20 protein-coding genes are annotated in these 25535 nt (G+C 70.2%); 8 read left to right on the forward strand and 12 right to left on the reverse strand.

Going from position 1 to position 25535, the window contains the following annotated elements:
- Both AC2YHT_RS04770 and cydD read right to left on the reverse strand, forming a co-directional pair.
- The coding region (locus AC2YHT_RS04770; RefSeq protein ID WP_487288436.1) for an ABC transporter domain-containing protein at positions 1-772 on the reverse strand (772 nt) is incomplete at its 3' end.
- Positions 769-2412, reverse strand: coding sequence for a thiol reductant ABC exporter subunit CydD (gene cydD, locus AC2YHT_RS04775; protein ID WP_487288437.1), 1644 nt, complete (start codon positions 2410-2412; stop codon positions 769-771). The genes cydD and AC2YHT_RS04770, both read right to left, overlap by 4 nt.
- A gap of 124 nt (positions 2413-2536) precedes the next feature.
- Here cydD and AC2YHT_RS04780 point away from each other — a divergent pair, with 124 nt between their 5' ends.
- The 4 genes from AC2YHT_RS04780 (at position 2537) to AC2YHT_RS04795 (ending at position 5986) form a co-directional block, all read left to right on the forward strand.
- Entirely contained in the window at positions 2537-4105 is a 1569-nt protein-coding gene (locus tag AC2YHT_RS04780) for a cytochrome ubiquinol oxidase subunit I (RefSeq protein ID WP_487288438.1), read from the forward strand.
- A 13-nt stretch (positions 4106-4118) separates the two neighbouring features.
- Positions 4119-5261: a cytochrome d ubiquinol oxidase subunit II gene (cydB, locus tag AC2YHT_RS04785; RefSeq protein ID WP_487288439.1), complete on the forward strand. Its 1143-nt coding sequence runs from the start codon at positions 4119-4121 to the stop codon at positions 5259-5261.
- 15 nt (positions 5262-5276) lie between these two features.
- On the forward strand, positions 5277-5396 hold the full coding sequence (cydX, locus tag AC2YHT_RS04790) for a cytochrome bd-I oxidase subunit CydX (protein ID WP_110119140.1): 120 nt from the start codon (positions 5277-5279) through the stop codon (positions 5394-5396).
- A gap of 131 nt (positions 5397-5527) precedes the next feature.
- The gene (locus AC2YHT_RS04795) at positions 5528-5986 is read left to right on the forward strand and encodes a hypothetical protein (RefSeq protein ID WP_487288440.1); all 459 of its coding nucleotides are present in this window, start codon (positions 5528-5530) and stop codon (positions 5984-5986) included.
- Between the two features lie 12 nt (positions 5987-5998).
- Here AC2YHT_RS04795 and AC2YHT_RS04800 read toward each other — a convergent pair whose 3' ends face one another.
- From AC2YHT_RS04800 to putA, 5 genes are all read right to left on the reverse strand, one after another.
- Positions 5999-8170: a hybrid sensor histidine kinase/response regulator gene (locus AC2YHT_RS04800; protein ID WP_487288441.1), complete on the reverse strand. Its 2172-nt coding sequence runs from the start codon at positions 8168-8170 to the stop codon at positions 5999-6001.
- A 90-nt stretch (positions 8171-8260) separates the two neighbouring features.
- Complete coding sequence (locus AC2YHT_RS04805) at positions 8261-9601, reverse strand: glycoside hydrolase 5 family protein (RefSeq protein WP_487288443.1); 1341 nt, start codon at positions 9599-9601, stop codon at positions 8261-8263.
- A gap of 85 nt (positions 9602-9686) precedes the next feature.
- Positions 9687-11078: an alpha/beta hydrolase family protein gene (locus AC2YHT_RS04810; RefSeq protein ID WP_487288445.1), complete on the reverse strand. Its 1392-nt coding sequence runs from the start codon at positions 11076-11078 to the stop codon at positions 9687-9689.
- Between the two features lie 262 nt (positions 11079-11340).
- Entirely contained in the window at positions 11341-11607 is a 267-nt protein-coding gene (locus AC2YHT_RS04815; RefSeq protein ID WP_487288446.1) for an antitoxin, read from the reverse strand.
- Positions 11608-11644: 37 nt separating this feature from the next.
- Positions 11645-14746, reverse strand: coding sequence for a bifunctional proline dehydrogenase/L-glutamate gamma-semialdehyde dehydrogenase PutA (gene putA, locus AC2YHT_RS04820; RefSeq protein WP_487288447.1), 3102 nt, complete (start codon positions 14744-14746; stop codon positions 11645-11647).
- Between the two features lie 459 nt (positions 14747-15205).
- Here putA and AC2YHT_RS04825 point away from each other — a divergent pair, with 459 nt between their 5' ends.
- Positions 15206-15667, forward strand: a complete 462-nt coding sequence (locus AC2YHT_RS04825; protein ID WP_110119836.1) for an Lrp/AsnC ligand binding domain-containing protein — start codon at positions 15206-15208, stop codon at positions 15665-15667.
- On the opposite strand, the gene AC2YHT_RS04830 is transcribed toward AC2YHT_RS04825, so the two are convergent.
- Positions 15639-16010, reverse strand: a complete 372-nt coding sequence (locus AC2YHT_RS04830) for a helix-turn-helix domain-containing protein (protein WP_487288448.1) — start codon at positions 16008-16010, stop codon at positions 15639-15641. The genes AC2YHT_RS04825 and AC2YHT_RS04830 overlap by 29 nt on opposite strands.
- A 127-nt stretch (positions 16011-16137) precedes the next feature.
- Between AC2YHT_RS04830 and AC2YHT_RS04835 the strand changes: the two genes are divergently transcribed.
- Positions 16138-16362 carry a hypothetical protein gene (locus AC2YHT_RS04835; RefSeq protein WP_487288450.1) on the forward strand — a complete coding sequence of 75 codons (225 nt, stop codon included), beginning with the start codon at positions 16138-16140 and terminating at the stop codon, positions 16360-16362.
- A 178-nt stretch (positions 16363-16540) separates the two neighbouring features.
- Here AC2YHT_RS04835 and AC2YHT_RS04840 read toward each other — a convergent pair whose 3' ends face one another.
- From AC2YHT_RS04840 to AC2YHT_RS04855, 4 genes are all read right to left on the reverse strand, one after another.
- Positions 16541-16825, reverse strand: coding sequence for a hypothetical protein (locus AC2YHT_RS04840; protein ID WP_487288451.1), 285 nt, complete (start codon positions 16823-16825; stop codon positions 16541-16543).
- Positions 16826-16838: 13 nt separating this feature from the next.
- A complete protein-coding gene (locus AC2YHT_RS04845) occupies positions 16839-18428 on the reverse strand; it encodes a methyl-accepting chemotaxis protein (RefSeq protein ID WP_487288646.1) in 1590 nt (529 codons plus the stop codon).
- Between the two features lie 195 nt (positions 18429-18623).
- Entirely contained in the window at positions 18624-19544 is a 921-nt protein-coding gene (locus AC2YHT_RS04850) for an alpha/beta fold hydrolase (protein WP_487288452.1), read from the reverse strand.
- 173 nt (positions 19545-19717) lie between these two features.
- Entirely contained in the window at positions 19718-21517 is a 1800-nt protein-coding gene (locus AC2YHT_RS04855) for an IlvD/Edd family dehydratase (protein WP_487288453.1), read from the reverse strand.
- Between the two features lie 1208 nt (positions 21518-22725).
- On the opposite strand from AC2YHT_RS04855, the gene AC2YHT_RS04860 reads away from it, so the two are divergent.
- The gene (locus AC2YHT_RS04860; protein WP_487288455.1) at positions 22726-23646 is read left to right on the forward strand and encodes a Gfo/Idh/MocA family protein; all 921 of its coding nucleotides are present in this window, start codon (positions 22726-22728) and stop codon (positions 23644-23646) included.
- Positions 23647-23757: 111 nt separating this feature from the next.
- Positions 23758-25278: an aldehyde dehydrogenase (NADP(+)) gene (locus tag AC2YHT_RS04865; RefSeq protein WP_487288457.1), complete on the forward strand. Its 1521-nt coding sequence runs from the start codon at positions 23758-23760 to the stop codon at positions 25276-25278.
- Positions 25279-25535 lie beyond the last annotated feature (257 nt).

Below are 25535 nucleotides of genomic sequence, written 5' to 3' on the forward strand. Positions count from 1 at the left end.
CTTCCGACAGGGCCAGCACGCCCTGCGCCCGCACGGCGCGCACCTTCAGGGCGTCGAGCCTGCCGCCCAGCTGCGCGATGCGGTCGAGGGCGGGACCTTGCACGCCATAGACCTTCAGCTCCGGCGCGGCGGCGGCGAAGGCGGCCAGGGCTTCCTTCAGTTCGCCCGCCGCCGCCTGGATCGCCGCGCCGGCCGGGGCGCTGAGCCTGCGGGTCAGAAGCCGGGCGAGGATCAGGTGCAGGGCGACGGCCAGGGCGATGGCGACGGCGGGGCCGATCCCGGCGATCGCCGACAGCGCCACCGCCAGCCCGACCCCGGCGGCCGCGCCCCAGGGGGCGGACAGCCGCACGAAGCGGGTCTCGACGGCGTCGACGTCCTGCACCAGGCGAGCGGCGGCCTCGCCGCGCGAGACGGCCAGGGCCTCGCGCGGCGGGGCGGCGGCCAGGGCGGCGAACAGGCGCGGGCGGATGGCGGCCAGGGCGTCCAGCGCCGCGGCGTGGCCCTGCAGCCGCTCGCCGTAGCGGGCGCCGGTGCGCAGTATGGCCAGCAGGCGGATCATGGCGCTGGGCAGCAGCACGTTGAAGGCCTGGGCCGTCGCCAGACCCGCCGCTCCGGCCAGGGCCGCGCCGGTGATGAACCAGCCCGACAGGCCGAGCAGAGTGGTCGAGGCCGCGCCAACCACGGCGGCGCAGGCGGCGGCCAGGATCAGCGGTTTGGCCTGGCGGCGGCGCTGCTCGGCGACGAGTTTCGAGAGGGCGCTGGCGGTCTTCACAGGCGCACCACCTGGTCGGCGACGGCGGCCAGGGCCTCCGAATGGGTGGCGATCAGGGTCGTGCGGCCGGCGGCGGCCTCCTTGATCGCGGCGATCATCGCGGCCTCGGCGGCGGCGTCGAGATCGGCGGTCGGCTCGTCCAGCAGCAGGATCGGTGCGGGTTTCAGCAGGGCGCGGGCGATGCCCAGCCGCCGGCGTTCGCCGCCCGACAGTCCGCCGCCGCGCTCGTCGAGCGGCGCATCGAGGCCCCCCCGGCGGTCCAGCAGGTCGGACAGGCCCGCGCGACGGGCGGCGGCTTCCAGGTCTTCGTGGGAGGCGCCCGGGCGGGCAAGCGCCAGGTTGTCGGCCAGCGAACCGGCCAGCAACAGCGGCGACTGCCCGGCCCAGGCCAGGTTGGCGGCGAAGGAGCCGGCGTCCGACAGCTTCGCGTCGCCGACCCGCACCTCGCCAGCGGTGAGCGGGGCCAGGCCCGTCAGCAGGTTCAGCACGGTGGTCTTGCCGCAGCCGCTGGGGCCGAGCAGGGCGGTGATCGTGCCGCCGGGCGCGATCAGGTCGAGGCCTTCGAACACCGCGCCCTCGCCGCCGGCATAGGTCACGCCGACGCCCTGGAAGCGGATGTTCGGCGCCTTCGTCAGGGCCAGCGGCGCGGCGGCCGGGGCGGGCGTGGGCATGCGGGCCAGGGTCAGGGCGGCGGCTTCGGCGGCCTGGCGGTCGTGATAGGCGGCGGCCAGCCTGCGCATCGGGGCGTAGACCTCGGGCGCCAGGGCCAGGGCGAAGAAGGCCCGCTTGAGGTCCAGCGTCTCCGGAACCGGGAAGGGCAGCAGGCGCAGCAGGTTGAAGCCGCAATAGACCGCCACCAGCGCCACCGACAGGGCGGCGAAGAACTCCAGCGCCGCCGACGAGAAGAACGCCACCCGCAGCACCGCCTGGGTGCGCTTGGAAAGGTCCAGCGCCGCCTGCGCGAGCCCCGCCGTCACCCGCCCCTCGGCCTGGAAGGCCAGCACCACCGGCAGGGTCCGCACCCGGTCGAGGAACAGGCTGGACAGCCGCTCCAGGGCCAGGAACTGCCGGCGCGAGGCGTCGGCGGCGGCCATGCCGGCCAGCGCCATGGCGGCGATGAACGGCAAGAGGGTGAAGAGCTGGATGCCGGCGCAGACTGGGCTGGCGATCGCGGTCAGGGCGATCAGCAGCAGCGGCGCGATCGCCGAGGCGCTGCGGGCGGGCGCAAAGCGCGAGACATAGCCGTCCAGGGCCTCGACCCCTTCCATGACGGCGGTGACGGCGGCCCCGCCGCGCGGCGCGCCGGGCGCCAGCAGCGAGGCGGCGGCCTCGCGACGGGCGTGGGCCTTGGCCTGGGCGGCGGCCTCCGCCCCCGCCTTGCCGGCCTGCGCCGCCATCGCCCCGCGCGCCAGGGCCGAGCCGAGGGCCAGCGCCAGGAAGGGCAGGGCCTCGTTCAGGCTCCGCGTCAGGGCGTCGATGCCGAAGGCCAGGCCCGCGGCGAAACCCGCCGCCCCGGCCACGTCGGCCAGCCGCCACAGCACCGCCGATCGGCCGCCGTTCGCGGTCATCTTGTTCAAGCCGCGCAGCCACGGGCGCGCGAGCGTGAGGATCTCGGTCTCGACGGGGGAGCGGGCGGTCATGAGCGGGGTCTAGCGCTCCATCGGAGGGCGGCCTTGATCGGGATCAAAGACCCCTTCCGCCGACACGCCTAAGGCGAGATGCTCGTCCGGCGCGACCGATCGCCGTTCGACCCCGGAGCTACCCATGGATCCCGCCGTCGTCGATTTATCCCGCCTGCAGTTCGCCCTCACGGCCCTGTACCATTTCCTTTTCGTGCCCCTGACATTGGGGCTGTCTTTCATGCTGTTCATCATGGAGGCGGTCTACGTCATGACCAAGCGCCCGATCTGGCGCACGGTCACCAAGTTCTGGGGCACCCTGTTCGGCATCAACTTCGTCCTTGGGGTCGCCACCGGCGTCACCATGGAATTCCAGTTCGGCATGAACTGGGCCTACTACTCGCACTATGTGGGCGACATCTTCGGCGCCCCGCTGGCCATCGAGGGCCTGATGGCCTTCTTCCTCGAGGCCACCTTCGTGGGGCTGATGTTCTTCGGCTGGGACAAGCTGAAGCCGGTGACCCACCTGCTCGTCACCTTCCTGGTGGCGCTGGGCACCAACCTGTCGGCCCTGTGGATCCTGATCGCCAACGGCTGGATGCAGAACCCGGTCGGCGCGGCCTTCAATCCCGACACGATGCGGATGGAGGTGACCGACTTCAAGGCGGTGATCTTCAACCCGGTGGCCCAGGCCAAGTTCGTACACACCGTCAGCGCCGGCTACACCATCGCCGCCGTCTTCGTGCTCGGCGTCTCGGCCTTCTACCTGCTGAAGGGCCGGTGGACGGGCGTGGCCAAGCGGTCGATGACCGTCGCCGCCGCCTTTGGCCTGGCGTCCGCCCTGTCGGTCGTCGTGCTTGGCGACGAGAGCGGCTACGCCCTCACCGACAACCAGAAAATGAAGCTCGCGGCCCTGGAGGCCATGTGGGAGACCGAGCCCGCCCCGGCCGGCCTGACCGCCTTCGGCATCCCCAGCCTCGCCGACCGCAAGACCCACGCCGAGGTCAAGATCCCCTATGTGCTGGGCCTGATCGCCACGCGCAGCATCGACAAGCCGGTCGAAGGCATCTTCGAACTGGTGGCCTCGGCGCAGGACCGCATCGAGCACGGCGTCGTCGCCTATGACGCGCTGGAGAAGCTGAAGGCCAATCCGAAGGACATCGAGGCCCGGGCCGTCTTCGAGCTGAACCGTCGCGATCTCGGCTACGCCCTGCTGCTCAAGCGCCATGTCGCCGACCCGCGCACGGCCTCGAAGGAGCTGATCGCCAAGACCGCCTGGGACACCGTGCCCAACGTGCCGGTGATGTTCTGGGCCTTCCGCATCATGGCCGGCACGGGCCTGCTGATGATCGCCCTCTTCGCCACCGCCTTCGTGCTGGTCACCCTGCGCAAGCATCACACCAAGTGGTTCCTGCGCCTGGCAGTGCTGGCCATCCCGCTGCCGTGGATCGCCACGGAGCTGGGCTGGGTTCTGGCCGAGGTCGGGCGTCAGCCCTGGGCCGTGGACGGGGTGCTGCCCACCTTCCTGTCGCCCTCCAGCCTCAGCGTGCCGCAGCTGCTGGCCAGCATCATCGGCTTCACCCTGCTCTACGGCGCCCTGGCGGTGGTCGAGGTCGGGCTGATCCTGAAGACCATCAAGAAGGGTCCGTTCGCCGAACAGGAAGCCTTCCCAACAGACTCCGGTGCGCCTGTCGTCGCCGAAGCCGTCGCCTAAGGAGGTTCGCATCATGGAACTCCCCCTCGACTATCCGACCCTCCGCCTGATCTGGTGGGGCCTGCTGGGCGTGCTGCTGATCGCCTTCGCCCTGACCGACGGCTTCGACATGGGCGTGGCCGCCCTGCTGCCCTTTGTCGGCCGCAACGACGACGAGCGGCGCACGGTGATCAACACCATCGGCGCCACCTGGGAAGGCAACCAGGTGTGGTTCATCACCGGCGGGGCGGCGATCTTCGCCGCCTGGCCGATGGTCTACGGCGCCACCTTCTCCGGCTTCTACCTGGCCATGTTCCTGGTGCTGTCGGCGATGATCCTCAGACCCGTCGGCTTCAAGTACCGGTCCAAGCGGCCGGAGGCCAAGTGGCGCTCGTTCTGGGACTGGTCGCTGTTCGTCGGCGGCTTCGTGCCGGCCCTGGTGTTCGGCGTCGCCGTCGGCAACGTGCTGCAAGGCGCGCCGATCAAGCTCGATAGCGACCTGCGCAGCACCTATCACGGCTCGTTCTTCGAACTCTTCACGCCGTTCACCCTGGTCTGCGGCCTGCTGTCGACCAGCATGCTGGTGCTGCACGGCGCGGCCTGGCTGTCGGTGAAGGCCGAGCGGGGCCCGATCGTCGACCGCGCCCGCAAGTTCGGCCTGGTCGCGGGCGTCGCCAGCATCGTGCTGTTCGCGCTCGGCGGCCTGCTGGCCAGCAAGCTCGGCTTCCGGGTCGAGGGCGTGGTCGATCCGGCCGGACCCTCCAACCCGCTGCGCGCCACGGCCGTGGCGGCCCCGGGCGCCTGGTTCGACAACTACGTCCGCTATCCCTGGATGGTCATCGCCCCGGTGCTTGGCTTCGTCGGTGCGGCCTTCGCGACCTTCGGCCTGCTGAAGCGGCAGGAAGGCCTGGCCTTCGGCGGATCCTCGGCCTCGGCCGCCGGCATCATCGCCACCAGCGGCCTGTCGATGTTCCCGTTCATCCTGCCCAGCACGGTCGACGCCCATTCCAGCTTCCTGGTCTGGAACGCCTCGTCCAGCCACTCCACGCTGTTCACCATGCTGATCGTGGTGGTGCTGCTGTTGCCGGTGGTGCTGGCCTACACCGCCTTCGTCTACCGGGTGCTCTGGGGCCGCACGAGCAGCGCCGCCCTGAAGACCGACCCGGCCCTGTACTGAGAGGAGAGAACGAGCATGTGGTACTTCACCTGGATCCTCGGCCTCGGCCTGGCCCTGGCCTTCGGCGTCCTCAACGGCGTCTGGTACGAGTTCAACCTCACCGACGAGGGCGACACGGGGCTTTCGGAGCCCTGATCCGCTCCGCCGGTTCGCCGATCAAAGCGCCGTCTCCGGGTCTCCCGGGGGCGGCGTTTTCGTTTGCGCGGCAGGGTTGCGGCCGGCGCCGTTTTCGCGCTTGTTGGCGATCCAGGCCGGGGGAGGGCGCGATGGGCGTGAACAAACGCAAGCTGGTGCTCAGCCACAAGGACGTGAAGATCTATCACAGCTGGAAGGGCGCCCAGCCCCAGACCTACTGGTACGCCCTGACGCCGGGCTACAACTGTGAGGGCGAGGACGCGCGCGGAGACTTCGATATCCGCAACCTGCCCGCCAAATACCGGGAGGGGCAGACGGTCGAACTGGACTTTTCCCAGATATCCGCCGACCTCGATCCAGCCGAGGCCCAGCAAAGGTCAAGGCAGGTGTTCGATGCGGTGGAAGCCGCCCACCGAGAAATCCTCCGCCGGGCCATCGACGACGCCCACGACTTCCAGCGCAGCATCGATCAGGCCCATCCGCGCCGCGCGGAGAATGTCCTCACGCGCTTCCTGGATTGGCTAACCGATCAGGAATTGAAGCGTCGGGCCGCCAAGTTCGAAAAGGCCAAGGCGGCTGCGCGGCGATAGCGCCGCCCGCCCTCAGGCCTCCGCCAACTCCGCTTCCGCCGCGTCGAGCCGCACGCCCGACCAGCGCTCGACCGCGCCGATCAGCTCCATGGCCGAGATCGGCTTGCCGATGTGGCCGTTCATGCCCGCCGCCGCCGTGGCTCCGACATGTTCGGGCAGGACGTCGGCGCTGAGCGCGATGATCGGCGTCTGGCGATTGGCCGAGATCGGTCCACGGATCGCCCGGGCGGCGGCGAAGCCGTCCATGCCCGGCATCTGCAGGTCCATCAGGATCAGGTCGAACGGCCGGTCCGACGCCATCAGCACGGCCTCGGCGCCGCTGGCCGCCTCGATCACCTCGTGGCCGATCGCCTGCAGCATGGCCCGCACCAGCTCGCGGTTGGCGTCGACGTCGTCGACCACCAGCACCTGGGCGGCGGGGCCGTCGTTCGTCGCCGTTCGCGCCGGCGCGTCGCTCGCCGCCAGGTCGGCGGGCGTGGCGCGGACGTGGAAGCGGAACACCGAGCCGCCGCCGTCGGCCGGGACCATCTCGATGTCGCCGCCCATCAGCTCGACCAGGCCCTTGCAGATCGACAGGCCCAGACCCGTGCCGCCGTGCCGGCGGCTGATCGAGCCGTCCACCTGAGAGAAGCGCTGGAACAGGCGCTCGCGCTTGTCGGCCGGCACGCCGCAGCCGGTGTCGGACACCGCCACGTGCAGCAGGCCGTCGCGGAAGGCGGCGCTGATCCGCACCTCGCCGGCCTCGGTGAACTTCACCGCATTGCCCAGCAGGTTGACGGCGATCTGGCTGAGGCGGCCGGCGTCGGCGCTGAGCACGGCCGGCGCGTCGGGGTCGATCTCGACGACCAGCGCCAGGCCCTTGGCCCGGGCCTGCTCGGCGAACATCGCCGCCAGGTCGTCGAGGAACGGCTCCAGCGCGAAAGGGGCGGGCGAGAGGGCGACGTGGCCGGCCTCCAGCTTGGAGAAGTCGAGGATGTCGTTGACCACGGCCAGCAGGGCCTGGCCGGCGGTGTCGACCCGGCGGACATAGGCGTCGGCCGTCGGCGGCAGGTCGTCCAGCTCGCCCAGCAGGGCGGTGAAGCCGTTGATGGCCGTCAGCGGCGTGCGGATCTCGTGGCTCATATTGGCCAGGAACTCGGCCTTGGCCTCGGCGGCGGCTTCGGCCTGTAGCTTGGCGTCCAGCAGGGCGGCTTCCCTGACGTGGGCCTCGGTGACGTCCATCACCGCGCCGAACAGGGTCTCGACCTGGCCGTCGGGGCCAAGCTCGGCCGCGCCGTGGCAGACCACGTGGCGCAGCGCGCCGTCGGTGCGGGTCAGCCGCAGGCTCGTCTCGAACGGCTCGCCGGTGACGGCGGCCGAACGGAACTGGGTCTCCAGGGCGTCGCGCTCGGACAGGTCGAAGAAGGTCAGCTGCTCGGTCAGCCCCGGGGCGACGGGCGCCGGCGGCAGGCCGAAGATCCGGAAGACGCCTTCCGACCAGGTGATCTCGCCGCTGGCGATGTCGGCGCGCCAGTGGCCGACCCCGGCCATGGCCTCGGCCATCAGGGCGATGCGGTGGGCCTCGCGGATGGTGCGGGCGTCGGCCTGGGCGCGGCCCGAGGCGTCGGCCAGCTCGGCGCGGGCGCGGGCCAGGTCGACCTGCACGGTGCGCAGGGCGCGGAACACGACGTAGGAGGTGGCCAGCACCGTGGCCAGCCGCCAGGGCTGGTCGGCGCGGATCAGGAAGATGGCCGCCACGGTCTGCACCAGCAGCATCGCCGCCACCATCGGCGACATGTTGATCGCCAGGCGTCGGGGCCGGGCGTAGTCGCGGACCACGATCTCGAACATCACCACCCCGAACAGGGTGACGCCGAAGGTCTGGGCCGCGCCGGTCTCGAAGAAGGTCAGGTAGAAGGCCGCGGCCGCGTAGCCGGCGCTCTGCAGCCAGGAAAACAGGGTCCGGCCCGGCGGCAGGTTTCGGTGCTCGGCGATCGCCAGGGACGCCATCACCGCCAGCCAGGCCAGGGGCGGGATCCAGGGCGAATAGGGCAGGGTGGCGGCGCAGACGGCGAGACAGAAGGCCAGCCGGGCTGCCAGGCCGTTCACCCGCGAGGGCGAGGCCAGCAGCGTGTCGCACAGCGCCGCCAGGCGACGGCGTCGCCTCGCCCGGTCGTCGTGGTCCTTCGGATTGACCGTGCTCATTCGGGTTCCCGACGCTCGCTATGTCGGGAACCCTACAGGCCAAGCTTTGAAGGAAGGGTTGAGCATCCGCTTACCGCTTCCTCAGCGTGTCTAGGCGCGCTTGATCGCCTTCACCGCCTTGGCGTGGTCGCGGATGAGCGCCACCGTCGAGGCGTCGGCGTCGAAGATCCCGAACAGGCCCTGCTCCTCCTGCGGCGGATCGCCGACATAGGAGCGGTCGCCCTTCTTGAACCAGGCGTCCGGATGCTGGGCGCGGCCCTCGCCGTTCCAGGCCCAGAAGTTGACGCCGGCGATCGGGCCGCCGGCCTTGATGTCGGCTTCGACCTCGCTGAACACCATCTTGTAGAAGCGGTCGCGGAAGGTGACCGGCGAGCCGGGCGCGAAGGCGCGCTCGTCGCGGATCAGGCCGAACTCCTCGATGGTCAGCGGCTTGCCCATCCGCTTGGCCAGCGCGATGTGGCGGCGGATGTAGTCGCGCGAGCGGGCCTCGCCGGCCTCGTAGGTCGAGGGCTGGTCGGTCATCGAGATCCAGCCCCAGTTGTTGGGCCAGACGTGCAGGGTCAGGTAGTCGATGGCCGGGGTCTTGTGGCTCTCGGCCACGCAGGCCTCGCTGCCGAGGCACCCCATGTCGCCCTCGCTGCCGCTGGACACCAGATGGTTGGCGTCCAGGCTCTTGATGAAGCGGGCGGTGCCGTCGATCCAGGCGTCGTAGGCGGGGCGGTTGACCTTGCCGAACTCTTCGCTGCCGGCCGGGCGGGGCTCGTTGGCCAGCTGCCAGGCCATGATGGTGGGATCGTCGCGATAGGGCTTGCCGGTGACGGTGCTGGTGCGGCCGACCAGGGCCTTCACATAGTGGCGGAAGAGGGTGTTGGCCTTGCCGTCGGCATAGAAGCGGGCCGAATAGTCGGCGAACTGCGGCCAGGGGTGGGCCGGGTCGCCCTGCTGGAACCAGGTCCCGTTGCCGGTCCAGTTCAGATAGGCCGGCATGCCGCCCGACCAGTCCCAGAAGTTGTTGACGTAGATGACGGCCTTCATGCCGCGCTTGCCCATCTCGGCCAGCAGCACGTCCAGGCCCTTCAGCAGGTCCTGGTCGTAGTCCTCGCCGGGGCCGCGGAAGGTGGGATCCAGCGCCACCTTGGCCGGCGAGCGCTCGCCCGCGCCCAGGACCCGCAGGTTGGTGACGCCCAGCGCCTGCAGCTTGTCGAGCTCGCGGGTCAGGCGCGCGCGGTCGCCGAAGGCGGCCGGGGCTCCCAGCCAGGCGCCGTACCAGAGATTGGCCCCGACGAAGCGATAGGGCTTGCCGCCCAGGGAAAGGCGGCCCTTTTCGACCTTCACGAAGCCCGGGCGCGCCGCGGCCAGGGTCGGAACGGCGGCCGAACCGGCCGTCAGGCTCGCCGCACCGGCGGCCAGGATCGCGCGTCGCGAAAGCATTCCCGGTGTCTCCCCACTTCTGATTTGCCGGGACGTTAGCGGAGGCCCTCGGGGCCGGTCCAGCGATTAAGCAAATTTGATGAAGTTAATCGGCGTGCCGATGGGGCGGGGCGGCCGCGCGGGCCACGGTCCAGTCGACGATGGTCGCCAGGGCCGAGGGCGCGATCGTCTCCTCGATCTGCGCGTACTCCAGCGGTGAGCCGGTCCCGGCGGTCTGGAACAGGTGGTTCAAGCCCGGCAGGGCCAGGATCGTCACGTCCTTGTCGCCGGCCAGGGCCGCCTTGATCGCCGGCAGGTTCTCAGCCGCCGAGACCTGCAGGTCCTTCTCGCCATTGACCGCCAGGACGGGCGCGCGCACCTGGCGCAGATAGGTCGCCGGATCGAGGGCCAGGAACGCCTTGTACCAGGCCGAACTGAACAGCCGGCCCTGGATCTCGGCCATCGAGGCCGGCGCGCCCTTCTCGACGAACAGCGCCACGACGCGTGGCTTGACCTTGCTAGGATCGGCCTCGCCCAGCACCACGGTGTTGGCCGCGGCGACCAGCTGGGCCTGCTCCTCGGCCTTGGCGGCCGGGACGCCGTTGGCCAGGGCGATGTCGCGCGACTGGGTCTTCAGCACCTCGCCGCCCGGCAGGCCGGTGCCGGCCATCAGCACGACGAAGGCGATCTTCGGGTCCTTGGCCGCCACCATCGGGGCGATCACCCCGCCTTCGCTGTGGCCGATCAGGCCCACGCGGGCCGGGTCGATGTCCTTGCGGCCGCGCAGGAAGGCCACGCCCGCCTCGACGTCGGTGGCGAAGTCGGCGGTGGTTGCGGTCCGCAGGTCGCCCGCCTGCGAGCCGCCGACGCTGCGGTCGTCGACGCGCAGCACGGCCACGCCCTTGCGGGTCAGGGCGTCGGCCAGCACCAGGAACGGCTTGTGCTCGAACAGGGTCTCGTCGCGGTCCTGCGATCCCGAGCCGGTGATCAGCACGGCGACCGGGAAGGGGCCCTGGCCCGGCGGCAGGGTCAGGGTGCCGGCCAGCTTCAGGCCCGAGGCCGGATTGAGGTACGACACCTCCTCGGCGCGATAGGGGAACGGCGGCTTGGGCGTCTGCGGGCGATTGGCCGGGACGACGACGGGCGGGGTGCGCCCCATGGTCAGCGGCAGGCTGGCGCCGCCTTGCAGCCATTGGCCGGCCAGGCTCTTGCCGTCGGCCGACAGCTGGCCCTCGAAGACGGCGGCCGGGACGGTCAGGACCAGGCGGGCCTTGCCGTCGGCGAAGCTGGCCGTGGCGGGCAGGCCCAGGGCCTGCTGGGCCGGACTGTCGACGCTGCCAGAGCCGTCGGCCTTGACGTGGAACACCAGCGGCAGCTTGGTCGGCCCCACCGCCAGCGTGCCGTACCAGTCGCCGACGATCGGCTCGACCTGGGCGCTGGCGACCGCGGGCGCGACCAGCAGGGCGGCGGCGAGGGCAGTGGATCGCAGGAAACGCATGGCTGGAAGGTCTCCGGGAAACTACACCGGGGATTGTGCACGGCGGCGGGCCGCCGTCTACCGCTGCTCCAGGTATGATCGGCTCCAGGCGCGGTGCGTGGTCCTCGTCCTTCGACAAGCTCAGGATGAGGACCATTTACTGGCTGGGGCTGCTGAAAAACCTCATCCTGAGCCTGTCCAAGCATGCCCTTGGGCGGGCCGCGCCAGCGGCGCGACCCGAGGGGACGAGGTTTTCGTCTCAAACGCCGAATGTCGATCCGCTCTAGCGGTCGGTCGAGCTATGACGCGCGAGCAGACGATCGCGCACGACTTCCCACGGTATGGCCTCTTCTTCGCCGGCCTCTACGGCGTCGGCGATGGCTTCGTCGATGGCGGGGTCGGGATCGATCTCGCGGAAAGGCGACGCGGCGATGTCGCGGTCGATCAGCGACATCACATAGTCCACGAGCGACATGTCCAACATGGCCGCCATCGGCCCGAGCCGGAAAGCGCGCTCTTCGTCGATGTGGATGTCGAAGCCGTCGGCCATGGGCGAAGGGTCTCGCCCATGGCCGGGGTCGTCAAGGTCAGAGATTGAGCAGCGTCGGATCGCCGCCCTGGGCGGTGATGTTGACGCTGAGCGCGCGCTCGACCGCGAAGCGCAGCAGGGCGTGGGGGCCGCCGGCCTTGGGGCCGGTGCCCGACAGGCCCTCGCCGCCGAACGGCTGCACGCCCACGACCGCGCCGGTCATCGATCGGTTCACATAGGCGTTGCCGGCCGGAACCAGGCGCACCACCTCGTCGGCGAAGGCCTGGATGCGCGAGTGCACGCCGAGCGTCAGGCCGTAGCGGCGGGCCGCCAGGGCGCCGGCGACCGTTTCCAGGTCCTCGGGCTTGTAGCGCACCACGTGCAGGATCGGGCCGAACACCTCGCGCTCGAGGAAGTCGGCGGCCGGGATCTCGGCCAGCACCGGGGCGAAGAAGGTGCCGGCGGCCGGGGCTTCCAGGGCGTGCAGCACCTTGGCCTCGCGCTTGAGGCGGACAAGGTGCTTTTCGAGCGCGTCCTTGGCCTCGGCGTCGATCACCGGGCCGACGTCGGTGGTCGCGTCGGCCGGATCCGCCACGACCAGGGCGTCCATGGCGCCTTTCAGGCCTTCGATGATGTGGTCGGCGGTGTCGGTGGGCAGGAACAGCAGGCGCAGGGCCGAGCAGCGCTGGCCGGCGGAACCGAAGGCCGAGACGATGACGTCGTCGATCACCTGCTCGCGCTGGGCGGTGGTGTCGACGAACATGCCGTTGAGGCCGCCGGTCTCGGCGATGAACGGCACGATCGGACCTTGGCGCTGGGCGAGCGTCTGGTTGATCCGCCAGGCCGTGTCGGTGCCGCCGGTGAAGGCGACGCCGTCGAGGCCCTCATGGGCGGTCAGGGCCGCGCCGACGGTCTCGCCGCGGCCGGGCAGCAAAGCCAGCAGGCGCGGGTCCAGGCCCGCGGCGTGATAGAGCTTCACCGCTTCGTAGGCGATGACCGGGGTCTGCTCGGCCGGCTTGGCCAGCACGGCGTTGCCGGCCGCCAGGGCGGCGGCGATCTGGCCGGTGAAGATGGCCAGCGGGAAGTTCCACGGGCTGATGCAGACGAAGACGCCGCGACCCGCCAGGCCCAGCGTGTTGGTCTCGCCAACCGGACCCTTCAGCACCTCGGGCTCGCCGAACTGCTTTTCGGCCAGCACGGCGTAGTAGCGGCAGAAGTCGACCGCCTCGCGCACTTCCGCAATGCCGTCCGACAGGGTCTTGCCGGCCTCGCGCGACAGGATGGCGATCAGGCGCTCGATATTGGCTTCCAGGGCGTCGCCCATGGCGCGCAGCACCTTGGCGCGGGCCGGGCCGCCGGCGCGGTCCCACTCGCCTTGCGCGGCGCGGGCCAGCTTGAAGGCCTTGTCGATCTGGGGGATCTGGGCTTCCGACACCGCGCCGACCACGCGGCAGGCGTCGACCGGCGAGACCACCGGCAGCGGCGGGCCGCCGGCTTCCAGCTTGCCGCCGATCAGCGGGCCCGATTGCAGCGGGGCGGCGTCGATGGCGGTGACGGCGGCGGCCAGGCGGTCGCGGTCGGCCTTCACCGACAGATCCAGGCCGGCGCTGTTCTTGCGGCCTTCGCCATAGACCTCGATCGGGGTCGGGATCTTGGCGTGGCGGTCGGGATGAGCCTCGACCGTGGTGATCGGATCGACCACCACCTTCTCGACCGGCACCCGCTCGTCGAGCAGGGCGTGGACGAAGCTGGTGTTGGCGCCGTTCTCCAGCAGGCGGCGGACCAGGTAGGGCAGCAGGTCCTCGTGCCCGCCGACAGGGGCGTAGGCGCGCAGGACGATGCCGTCATAGAGGTCGTCGGCGGCCTTATACAGAGCCTCGCCCATGCCGTGCAGGCGCTGGTGCTCGATCTTGACGCCGGCGTTCTTGGCCATGCGCACCACGGCCGCCAGGGTGTGGGCGTTGTGGGTGGCGAACTGGGCGTAGAGGTGCGGCGCGGCCTCGATCAGGGCCTTGGCGTTGACCAGGTACGAAAGGTCGGTGGCGGGCTTGGTGGTGTAGACCGGATAGTCCGGGCGGCCGGCGACCTGGGCGCGCTTGATCTCACTGTCCCAGTAGGCGCCCTTGACCAGGCGCACCATCAGGCGGCGGCCGGTCTCCTGCGACAGGGCCGACAGGCGGGCGATCACCTCGCCGCAGCGCTTCTGATAGGCCTGCACGGCCAGGCCCAGGCCCTTCCACTCGGCCAGGGCCGGCTCGCGGCACAGCTTGTCGAGCAGCTTCAGCGACAGGGCCAGGCGGTCGGCCTCTTCGGCGTCGATGGTGAAGTTGATGTCGTACTTCGCCGCGATCAGGGCCAGGCGCAGGGTGCGGGGATAGAGCTCTTCCCAGACGCGGTCTTCATGCGTGGCCTCGTAGCGCGGGCACAGGGCCGACAGCTTCACCGACACGCCGTGGCCCTTTTCCGGGCCGGCCCCATTGGAGGCGCCTCTGGACAGCTTGCCGACCGTCTCGATGGCGGCGGCGTAGGACTTCTCGTAGCGCTCGGCGTCGGCGGCGGTGCGGGCGCCTTCGCCCAGCATGTCGAACGAGCACATGGTGTCTTCGCCGGCGGCGCGCTTGATGGCCGCCTCGATGGTGCGGCCCAGCACGAACTGCTCGCCCATGATGCGGATGGCCTGGCCGACGGCGGCGCGGATCACCGGCTCGCCCACGCGGCCCGCCAGCTTCTTGATGAAGCCCGGCAGGTCCTTCTTGGCTTCGTCGTCGGGTTCGACGATCTTGCCGGTCAGCATCAGGCCCCAGGTCGAGGCGTTGACGAACAGGCTGTCGCTGCCGCCCAGGTGGCTGGCCCAGTCGGCCGAGCCGATCTTCTCGGCGATCAGCTTGTCGCGGGTGTCGTCGTCGGGGGTGCGCAGCAGGGCCTCGGCCAGGCACATCAAGGCCAGGCCCTCGCGGGTGCCCAGGCTGAACTCCTGCAGGAAGCTTTCGACCACCCCCTGCTTGCGGACGGAGCGGCGGGCGCCGCGCACCAGGGCCTCGGCCTCGGCGCGCACGGCGGCGCGGTCTTCGCTCGACAGGGCCTTGGCGGCCAGCAGGTCGGCGATCACCGCCTTCTCGTCACGGTACTTGCCGTCGTCCAGGGAGTCCCAACCAGTCATGACGCTTCCTCAGAGATGATTTATCGTCGCTGTAACCTGGGTCTGATCGAAGGTGCTTCGTTTGTTGGTTCTGGCTTCCGTATCCTGTTCGGCGTAAACGACGAAAAACGTCTTCCGCTCCAAAGGGCCGAAAACCTCCGCGACAGGGCGTCGCGACCGGCGCGGACGCGGGTCGGCGAACGCAGGTTAGGAGGGCTCTAGGGAAGAGGGAAGGGGAGCACTGGAAGGGACGCGTCTCGGGGGGACTCGCGCGTCCCTTCCGCTCGTCGCCGGCGCTGGGGGATGCGCGGCGATGGTTTCCCGCCGAGCGGGAGGTCCAATGCGAAACGCGCCGACTGGGGGAAGCGGCGGGGGGAAGCTTCGCTAGGACGATTGAGGGTGTAAGCCTCTTCGCTCCGAAGGTGCTTTGTTTGTTATCGGTATTTTCAAAACAATCTTCGCTGAAAGTGACGAAATTCCATGTCCGCTCTAGATGACACCGATCGCCGACTGTTGCGCGTGCTGCAGGCCGACGGCCGGATCACCAACGCCGAGCTGGCCAAGCGCTGCAACCTGTCGCCGGCCGCCACCTTCGACCGGGTGCGCCGCCTGCGCGAGCGCGGCTTCATCACCGGCTACGCGGCCCTGCTCGATCCGGCCAAGGTCGACCGGGCCCTGCTGATCTTCGTCGAGGTGGTGCTGGACCGCACGACCGGCGAGGTGTTCGAGGACTTCGCCGCCGCCGTGCGCCGCGCGCCCGAGGTGCTGGAGTGCCACATGGTGGCCGGCGGCTTCGACTACCTGATCAAGGCCCGGGTGCGCGACATGGACGCCTATCGCAGCTTCCTCGGCGACATCCTGGTCAAGATGCCGGGCGTGCGCGAGACCCGCACCTATGCCGTGCTGGAGGAGGTCAAGAGCACGGTTCAGCTGCCGCTCTGAGCGCGGCGAGGTTGGCGCTGTTGGCGGCCAGGGCCTCGCGCAGGTCCGGCCGGTCGGGCAGGCGGGCCTCGACGGCGCCGTTGGGCGCGCGGACCACGAAGCCGCCGGCTTCCAGCTTCAGCAGGTGGCGGCGGGTGGTCTCGATCGGCATCCGCAGCGAGCGCGCGACTGCGGTCAGCCGCACGGGGCCGCCCTCATCGCCCGCCAGCCGCAGCACGGCCAGGAACACCAGTCCGCGCAGGACGTCGCCGTCGAACACCGACCATAAGAGACCCGCGCTGCTCAGCAGATAGTCGGCCCCCGCCTCGAGATCGCGGCGCGCCGGCGCCGTCTGATTGGACATCGCATCCCCCTCTGGAGAAGACGACGTCCCACGGCGCGGCCGCCGCTACTTTGATCGCGATCAAGGCGAGAGCGGCGTTCTTCAGTCATCCTGGGGCGATGTCACCGAGTTCAGCAGAATCGCCGCGATGAGCGCGCCCACCGAAGACGCGCCGTCCTTCTCCGGCGAGGACATCGTCCGCCTGTTCGCCGCCACCTACCTGCCGCTGTGCCGCACCCTGGAGGAGGCCGGGGCTCTGGACCCCAAGGCCCTGTCGCGCGACATCACCGCCCGCATCGGGCCCGACCACGACGAGCCCTGGGCCATGCTGGCCGCGGCGCTCTGCAAGGTGCTGGACGGGGAGGGGCGGTAGGGCTGGGCGAGGTTTCGGTCTTGCGCCCCCTCTCTCCGAGCATCCCCGCGAAGGCGGGGACCCAAGCCGAGTCCGGAGGTGACCCACGGCCGCTCTACACCCCGAGAGTCAGCTTGGATCCCCGCCTTCGCGGGGAACCTCGGTCGGGGTGGCTTCCAATAGAACCAGGATTAGGGCGTTACCCCCGCCCGCCCGGGATCAGCCGCAGCGCCGGCTTCGGGCGCGCATCCGGCGCAACCCGCGCCCGGCGCAACACGATCTGCAACGCCTCGACCGTGGCCGCGCTGGGGCTGTCCTCGCCCGGCCGTACATAGAGCGACATGACGTCGGCGAGCCGTGCGCGGTCGATCACGCCCGAGGTCTCCAGCCGCTCGCACAGCGGCAGGTAGGTGGCGGCGAACAGCTTGATCAGGTCCGCGCCGGTGAACCGCACCGCCTCGTCCGAAGTCTGCTTCCCCACCATCGCCCCGCTCCCCTCAAGCGGCCCGAAGGTCGGCGTCGTCGTCGCGGGTGCGGAAGAGGCCGATGCGCTGGGCCAGTTCGGCGGCCTCGGCCTTCAGGGCGTGGGCGGCGGCGGTGGTCTGCTGGACCATGGCCGCGTTCTGCTGCACCACCCGGTCCATCGCCCCCATGGTGGTGTTCACCTCGCCCAGGTTCAGGGCCTGGTCGTTGGCCGAGCGGGCGATGGCGTCGATCTGCAGGTCGATCTCGGCCACCCGGGCCACGATCCGGCGCAGGGCCTCGCGGGTCTTGCCCACGCGCTCGACGCCGGCGCTGACCTGGCGGCTGGAGACGTCGATCAGGGCCTTGATCTCGCGCGCCGCGTCGGCCGAGCGCTGGGCCAGGGCCCGCACCTCCTGCGCCACGACGGCGAAGCCCTTGCCAGCCTCGCCCGCCCGCGCGGCTTCCACACCGGCGTTCAGCGCCAGCAGGTTGGTCTGGAAGGCGATCTCGTCGATCACCGAGATGATCTGGCCGATCTGGCCCGACGAGGTCTCGATCCGGGTCATGGCGTCGACGGCCTCGGTGACCACGGGGTCTGAGAGTTCGGCCTCCTCGCGGGCGCGGGCGGCGGCGGCGTTGGCCTGGCGGGCGTTCTGAGCGGTCTCGTTGACCGTGGTGGTGATCTGGCCCAGCGCCGTGGTGGTCTGCACCAGGCTGGCGGCCTGGTCCTCGGTGCGGTTGGCCAGTTCGTCGGAGGCGCGGCTCATCTCGGCGACGCCGTCGCTCATGCTGGCGGCGTTGCCGGAGATCTCGCCCAGGGCGGCGCGCAGCTTGGCGAGCGCGTCGTTGAAGTCCTGTCGCAGCGGCTCGTACTGGGCGGCGAAGCGGGTTTCGAGCCGCCAGGTCAGGTCGCCCCCGGCCACCTGGCGCAGGGCGCGGGCCAGGGCTTCGACGACTTCCGTCTGCTCGGCCTCCATCACCTGCTTGAGCCTGGCGCGCTCGGCGTTGGCGCGGTCGCGCTCGGCGCGTTCGGCCTGGGCGGCGGCGTTGGCCTCGTCGGCGGCGCGGGCGGCGGTCTCCACCGCCTCGGTGCGGGCCGTGACGGTGACGAACAGGCGCGAGACCCCGGCCGTCAGCCAGATCAGCGACCAGGCGGTGGCGGCGGTCATGCCCACCCGCAGCACGATGGCCAGCGGGCTCTCGTCGGCGGCCAGGCGATGCGGGGCGAGCAGCGGCGCGAGGACGTCGAGGCCGACGAAGGCGGTCGCCGCCAGGGCCACGATCCGCCAGTCGCCATAGGCCACCAGCAGCGCCAGCGCCGCCAGGAAGGCCATGCGGGCGACGTCCTGCTGGGCGCTTCCCTGGAAGGCCAGCACGAACAGCGTCACCTGCCCGACCAGGGCCAGGGCCGCGCAGGTCCGCTGCAGCAGGGTGTCGCGCCACAGGCCGAAGGCGGCCAGGGCCAGCACCGCCAGCGCGGCGGCGCAGGCGAAGGGCAGGGCGACCGGCGTGCCGGCGACGAAGTCCGCGGCCGGCACGACCGCCGCCATGGCCGCCACGCAGGCGACGACCAGCTGGCCGCCCACCCGACGCTGCGATTGGATGCTGTCAAACTCGATCAAACGCACGCCCGCCTCCGATATTCTGACCTCAGGTTCGAACATCGACGTTAATTGGCAGTAATCGAGATCTCGAAATTCGAGCTTTCGCAGCTACGTACGAATACGTATCGGGCTTTACGGTGTCGTGTTTTCTCAAAATGGGAAAGAAACGGCGACGAATTCTGAAGCGATCAGCCGAATTATCAGTCGATCATCCTAGCTCTTGCGCAGGAAGTCGCCGACCAGCTTGGTCGTCGCGGTCGGGTTCTCCTCCATGATCCAGTGTCCGGAGGCCGGCACGACGCCCTCGGTGACGTCGCTGGCGGTGAAACGCATGACCGCGGCCATGGTCAGGCCGAACGACTTCTCGCCGCCCAGGGCCAGGACGGGCATCGGCAGCTTGCCCTTTTCGGCGAGGATCGCCTTGTCGTCGACGGCGTCCTGGTCGAAGGCGGCGAACTGGGAAAAGCCCGCGTGCATGGCCCCGGGCAGGGCGTAGAGCTTGGCGTAGTGGACGCGGGCGCCTTCGGAGAACTTGCTCGGGTCGGCCGAGAACTCGTTCCAGAAGCGGTCGAGATAGATCCGCTCGCGGCCGGCCACCAGCCGCTCCATGTCCGGCCCGCCGAAGCGGAAGTGCCAAAGCAGCGGGTTCTTGAGGATCTCCTCCCACGGGCCGATGCCCGGCACCGGCGCGTCGATCAGCACGAAGCGGGTCACCCGCTCGGGGTGCTGCATGGCGAAGGCGTAGCCGACCATGTTGCCGATGTCGTGGGTGACCAGGTCGGCCTTGTCGATCTTCAGGGCGTCCAGCACCCCGGCCACGTCGCCGGCCTGGGTCTTCTTGTCGTAGCCGCCGGCCGGGCGCGACGACAGGCCAAGGCCGCGCAGGTCGGGCACGATGACGGTGTGGTCGCGGGCCAGGTCCGCCGCCAGGGGCCCCCACATGTCGCCGGTCTCGCCATAGCCGTGCAGCAGCACGACCGCGGGGCCCTTGCCGCCGACGCGGACGTGGATGGTCGCGCCGTTGGCCGGGATCTCGCTGACCTTGAACGAGGCGGGGAAGGGCGGGGGCTGGGCGAGGGCCGGAGCGGCCGAGGCGAGCAGCAGGGCGAGGGCCAGGACGGGCAGGCGACGCATGGTTGGGCTCCGGTTGAGAACCCGTCCACCATGCGCCTCGCGCGGTGGTTGCGATTGGCCAAACGTCGCGCCGATGGTCTTTGTCGATCACTGTTACGTGTGGGTGGCAGGCATGAAAAAGCCGCCCGGGCCAGGGCCAGGGCGGCTCGTTCGTTCAGCGGTGCGTGACGGCCTTAGTGGCTGTCGCGCGGCAGGCCCTTGGTCTGGGCGATGCGCTGGTACTTCACGGCCGGTTCCAGCACCGCGCCGGTGTCCATCTGGCCGACGATGGCCCGCTGGATCTCCTGCCACGGGGTCTGGCTTTCCGGATATTTGTAGCCGCCGGCCGCTTCCAGATCCTTGCGGCGCTGGGCGACTTCTTCCGGCGTGATCAGCACGTCGACGCGCGACTTGCGCAGGTCGAAGCGCACGCGGTCGCCGCTCTTCAGCAGGGCCAGGCCGCCGCCGGCGGCGGCTTCGGGCGAGGCGTTGAGGATCGACGGCGAACCCGAGGTGCCCGACTGGCGGCCGTCGCCGATGCAGGGCAGCTGCTTGACGCCGCGTTTGATCAGGTAGTCGGGGGCGCGCATGTTCACGACCTCGGCCGAGCCCGGATAGCCGATGGGGCCGGCGCCGCGCATGAACAGGATCGAGTTCTCGGTGATGCCCACCGACGGGTCGTCGATGCGGTGGTGATAGTCTTCCGGACCGTCGAAGACGATGGCGTCGCCCTCGAAGGCGTCCAGGTCGTCGGGGTTGGACAGATAGCGGTCGCGGAACTCGCCCGAGATGACGCTGGTCTTCATGACCGCCGAGTTGAACAGGTTGCCGCGCATCACGACGAAGCCGGCGCGCTCGACCAGCGGGTTGTCGAAGGTGCGGATGACGTCGGCGTCTTCGATCACGGCGTCGCGGCAGGCGTCGCCCATGGTCTGGCCCGAGACGGTCAGGGCGTCTTCGTGGATCAGGCCCTGCTTGATCAGCTGGGCGGTGACGGCGGGCACCCCGCCGGCGTGGTAGTAGTCCTCGCCCAGGTACTTGCCGGCCGGCTGCAGGTTGACCAGCAGCGGCACGTTCTCGCCCTTCTCCTGCCAGTCGTCGACGGTCAGCTCGACGCCGACGTGGCGGGCCAGGGCGTTGAGGTGGATCGGAGCGTTGGTCGAGCCGCCGATCGCCGAGTTGACGACGATGGCGTTCAGGAAGGCTTCGCGGGTCAGGATGTCCGAGGGCTTGAGGTCCTCGTTGACCATGTCCACGATCCGCAGGCCGGTGTGGTAGGCGTTTTCCTGGCGGTCGCGATACGGAGCCGGGATGGCGGCCGAGCCGGTGAGCGACATGCCCAGCGCCTCGGTCAGCGAGTTCATCGTCGTGGCCGTGCCCATGGTGTTGCAGAAGCCGGTCGACGGGGCCGAGCTGGCGACCAGCTTGATGAAGCCGGCGTTGTCGATCTCGCCGGCGGCCAGCATCTCGCGGGCCTTCCAGACGATGGTGCCCGAGCCGGTGCGCTCGCCCTTGTACCAGCCGTTCAGCATCGGGCCGACCGACAGGGCGATGGCCGGGATGTTGACGGTGGCCGCGGCCATCAGGCAGGCCGGGGTGGTCTTGTCGCAGCCGATGGTCAGCACGACGCCGTCGATCGGATAGCCGTACAGGGTCTCGACCAGGCCCAGATAGGCCAGGTTGCGGTCCAGGCCCGCGGTCGGGCGCTTGCCGGTTTCCTGGATCGGGTGGACCGGGAACTCGATGGCGATGCCGCCGGCGGTGCGGATGCCTTCACGCACGCGTTCGGCCAGCACCAGGTGGTGGCGGTTGCACGGCGACAGGTCCGAGCCGGTCTGGGCGATGCCGATGATCGGCTTGCCCGACTGCAGTTCTTCCAGGGTCAGGCCGTAGTTCAGGTAGCGCTCCAGATAGAGCGCGGTCATGTCCACGTTGTCGGGATTGTCGAACCAGGCCCGCGAACGAAGGGTGCGGGGCGCGGACTTGGTGGTCATGACGGTCCTGTTTTTCCTCGGTCGATCCAATCTGGATCGCCTCGCCGGGCGAGGTTTATACTATTTGTCTGACTATACCGCCGGGCTGGGGTCGTCAACGACCGCCGTGGTGGCGGCCAAGGTGACGGAAGGTCGCGTGGCTTCAAGGCCTTGCGAGCGGCTCGCAAGTGCCCGAATGGCGCCGGCGCGCCGATGATAGCGCTCACATTATATAGCGCCGACGGGTGTTCTGTCACTGACGACGCTGTTCGGCGACCTTAGCGCGCGGCAAATGTCTGAGCAATTGGGTGACGTGCTCAGCTTCCGCAGCGCAGGCCCTCTTCCCCCGTAAAATCCCCGCGAAAGCGGGGACCCAGGTGTTTTATCGTCGAGCACCATGCCTTTCAGAAAAAGCCTGGGTCCCCGCTTTCGCGGGGATTTTACGGATTGGGGTGGGCTGACGGGGATAGAGCCCACTCAATCCCCGGAAACCTCAGATCAAACCCCAACCAATCCAACCCCTTGCAACTTTCTCACCGCCCTGGATCAGACGCGCTCAGAACACCCGCATAATCACTGGGTCTCGCCGCACCGAAGGGGCGCGCGGCCAGCGACCATGCGGCGGCGGGATGCGATCGAGCGGGACTGGGGCGGATTGGGAAGATCCGTCGCGTCCGGGGACCTGGCGCTGGCCAGGCCCGCCCGCCGTCGGCTTGGGCGAGGATTACAGAGCACCCCTCTCCTCGTCGCCGTCCAAACGGGAAACCCGGCGGATGGTCCTGGTAAGGCGTTAAGAGCGCCGCCGCCCGGGAAGCCGGCAGCCAAACGACCGCGCGGAGCGCACGGCTTCGTCGAAACGGTACACACAACAACACCTCCGGGCGTCGCCCGGGCGCTCCGCTCTCCTTCACAGCTCAGCGGTTCACCGCGTGAGATCGCCCACCCGTTCCCTCTCCCCTTGCGGGAGAGGGTGGCCTGCGAAGCAGGTCGGGTGAGGGGTCTCTCAGAACGCGAAGCCGCGTGCGGCGGTTAGGCCGGGCGAGGCGTCCCATATTTGAGAAACCCCTCATCCGTCGGCCTTCGGCCGCCACCTTCTCCCGCAAGGGGAGAAGGATCATTCGATGCCGGTCCCCCGCTCGCCGTTTGACACCCACGCCCGTCACGCTATTTGTCTGACTAATGACCGGGCCGCCGACGCGGTCCTCTCCATCGCCAGGTGTTTCGTCCAGATGACCATCCGCATCGCCATCGTCGGCCTGGGCAAGATCGCCCGCGACCAGCACCTGCCCGCGATCGCCAAGGATCCGCGCTTCGAACTGGCCGCCGTGGCCAGCCGCAGCGCCGGCGTCGACGGCGTGCCGCACTTCACCGACCTGGCCGAGCTGCTGGCCTCGGACGTCGCCTTCGACGCCGTCGCCCTCTGCACCCCGCCGCAGGTGCGCCACACGATCGCCCGCCTGGCCATCGACGCCGGCAAGCACGTGATGCTGGAAAAGCCCCCGGGCGCGACCCTGAGCGAGGTCGAGGACCTGCGCGAGGCCGCCGCCGCCAAGGGCGTCACCCTGCAGACCACCTGGCACTCGCGCTACGCCAGCGCCGTCGCCCCGGCCCAGGCCTGGCTGGCGGGCAAGACCCTCCAGTCGGTGCAGATCAACTGGAAGGAAGACGTGCGCGTCTGGCACCCGGGCCAGACCTGGATCTGGCAGGCCGGCGGCCTGGGCGTCTTCGATCCCGGCATCAACGCCCTGTCGATCGCCACCGTCATCCTGCCGGCCTTCTTCCTGGAAAAGGCTGTGCTGCACGTGCCGGAGAACTGCCAGTCGCCGGTCGAGGCGCAACTGAGCTTCGTCACCGTGACCGGCGCCCCGGTGCGGGCCGAGTTCGACTTCCTGCAGACCGGCCCGCAGAGCTGGGACATCATCGTCCAGACCGACGGCGGCGAACTGAAGCTGTCGCACGGCGGTTCGCGCCTGTGGGTCGACGGCGAACTGAAGCACGAAGGGCCGGACGAGGAATATCCGGGCCTCTACGCCGCCTTCGCCGAACTGATCGAAGCCGGTGCCTCGGACGTCGACGTCAGCCCGCTGCGCCATGTGGCCGACGCCTTCCTGCTGGGCGAGCGGGTCATCGCGCCGGCCTTCATCGAATAGTCTCGGCGGGCCATCGAATAAGCGATGGTTGCGCTAACATTGACCTGACAAAATGCGGGGGAAGGGCCTATATGCGGGCCATTCCCGTCCGCCAAAACCGCGAGCGCCGTCATGACCGAACTCCGCAGCCTGAACCCCGCCACGGGCGAGCACTTCGGTGACGTCTTCCCCGAGCCGACCGCGGCCCAGATCGAGGCGGCCCTGGCCGCCGCCGACGCGGCGTTCGACGTCTATCGCGAGACCGACCTCGAGACCCGCGCGGCCTTCCTCGAAGGCGTCGCCGCCGAGATCGAGGCCATCGGCGACGAACTGATCGAGCGCGCCATCGCCGAGACGGGTCTGCCGCGCGGCCGCCTGGAAGGTGAACGCGGCCGCACCACCGGCCAGCTGCGCCTGTTCGCCAAGACCGTCCGCCAGGGCGACTTCCTCGGCGCCCGCGTCGATCCGGCCCTGCCCGAGCGCAAGCCACTGCCGCGCGCCGACCTGCGCCAGCGCTTCATCGGCCTGGGCCCTGTCGCCGTGTTCGGCGCCAGCAACTTCCCGCTGGCCTTCTCGACCGCCGGCGGCGACACCGCCGCGGCCCTGGCCGCCGGCTGCCCGGTCGTGTTCAAGGGCCACCCGGCCCACCCCGGCACGGCCGCCCTGGTCGGCGCGGCCATCAGCAAGGCCGTCGAGAAGGCGGGCCTGCCGGCCGGCGTGTTCGCCCTGCTGACGGGTCAGACCCACGAGCTGGGCGGCGCCCTGGTCAGCGACTCGCGGATCAAGGCCGTCGGCTTCACCGGTTCGCGCGCCGGCGGCGTGGCGCTGATGAAGATCGCCAACGCCCGTCCCGAGCCGATCCCGGTCTATGCCGAGATGAGCAGCGTCAACCCGGTGGTGCTGTTCCCGCACGCCCTGGCCGCCCGCGCCGAGGCTCTGGGCGCGGCGTTCGTCGGCTCGCTGACCATGGGTTCGGGCCAGTTCTGCACCAACCCCGGCCTGGTCCTGGCCCTGGAAGGTCCCGACCTCGACACCTTCATCGCCTCGGCCTCGGCCGCCCTGGCCGCCGCTCACCCGCAGGTCATGCTGACCCCGGGCATCTTCGGCGCCTATGAGCAGGGCGTTGAGAAGCTGGGTTCGCGTCCGGGCGTCACCGTCGCCGCGCGCGGCCTGGTCGGCGAAGGCTGCAACCAGGGCCAGGGCGCCCTGTTCGTGGTCGACGCGGCGACCTTCGCCGCCGATCCGGCCCTCAGCCACGAAGTGTTCGGCTCGTCGTCGGTCGTCGTCCGTGCGCCGGACCTCGCCACCCTCGCCAAGCTGCTCGAAGGCCTGGAAGGCCAGCTGACCGCCACCCTGCACCTCGACGCCGAAGACGCCGAGGCCGCTCGCGGCCTGCTGCCGATCCTCGAGCGCAAGGCCGGCCGCATCCTGGCCAACGGCTGGCCGACCGGCGTGGAAGTGGCCCCGGCCATGGTCCACGGCGGCCCGTTCCCGGCCACTTCGGACGGCCGCTCGACCTCGGTCGGCACCCGCGCCGTCGAGCGCTTCCTGCGCCCGGTCTGCTACCAGGACCTGCCCGACGTGCTGCTGCCGGCGGCTCTGAAGGAAGCCAACCCCTGGGGCGTCAAGCGCGCCGTCGACGGCGTGCTCTAAACCCGGCGGGTCCGCTCGGACCCCCAGGCTCTATAAGTGAAAGCGCGCGGCGGCTTTGGCCCCGCGCGCTTTTTCTTTGCCGTTTCAGGGCGTGGACGGTCTGCAACGGCTCTGGAATCGCCGAGTGCGCCCGAGCGGCCTTTTCTTGCGCGCGCGTCGGAATAACGGCGGCTTTGGGCCAGGAACGGCAACACTTCGGAGGCGAGCCGGCGCCCTGGCGACAACCTTCCGGGCCGTTTGAAACGGAAGTGTATCGG

It is taken from the genome of Caulobacter sp. SRI_008 (assembly GCF_057586355.1).